We start from the raw sequence: 557 nt of genomic DNA, 5'->3' as shown, positions 1-557 counted from the left end.
CGAGCTTTGCGACCTCGCTGCGCGCGCCACCCGCGGTGCGCACGATGGTGCCGTGCTCGACATGGATGCCGGAGGCCAGCGGATTCCTGACCGAGATGCGCACCACGTTCTTGCCGGCGCGGTCGAGCCGGTCGGCGATATCGCGGCAAAAACCGTCATCGACGCCGACGATCGAGGTGCCGCCTGGCTGCACGCTCGCGACGAGACGCTCCTTCACCGCGGCGTAGTGTTCGACCGTGCCGTGACGGTCGATATGGTCCTCGCTGACATTGAGCAAAATGCCGACGGAAGGATCGAGCGAGGGCGTGAGATCGATCTGGTAGGACGACATCTCGACGACATGGACGCGGCCCGTGCGCGGCGGCTCCAGCGACAGGATCGCGGTCCCGATATTGCCGCCCATCTGGGTGTCGTAGCCGGCCACTTTGGTCAGATGCGCGATCAGCGCCGTCGTGGTCGACTTGCCGTTGGTGCCGGTGATGGCGACGAACGGCGCATCCGGCGCATGCCGCCGCCGCTCGCGGCAGAACAGCTCGATGTCGCCGATGACCTCGACG

Annotated in this window: 1 protein-coding gene; it reads right to left on the bottom strand. The window is 66.8% G+C overall.

Annotated elements, in window-relative coordinates:
- Positions 1-557 (bottom strand): Mur ligase family protein (locus MOV75_RS41280; RefSeq protein WP_247008640.1); only part of this gene is annotated, 557 nt, incomplete at both ends.

Source organism: Bradyrhizobium sp. PRIMUS42 (assembly GCF_023006515.1).
Taxonomy (GTDB): Bacteria; Pseudomonadota; Alphaproteobacteria; order Rhizobiales; family Xanthobacteraceae; genus Bradyrhizobium.
The sequence above is the reverse complement of the archived record's forward strand: the minus strand, read 5'-3'. Positions and strand labels throughout refer to the sequence as shown.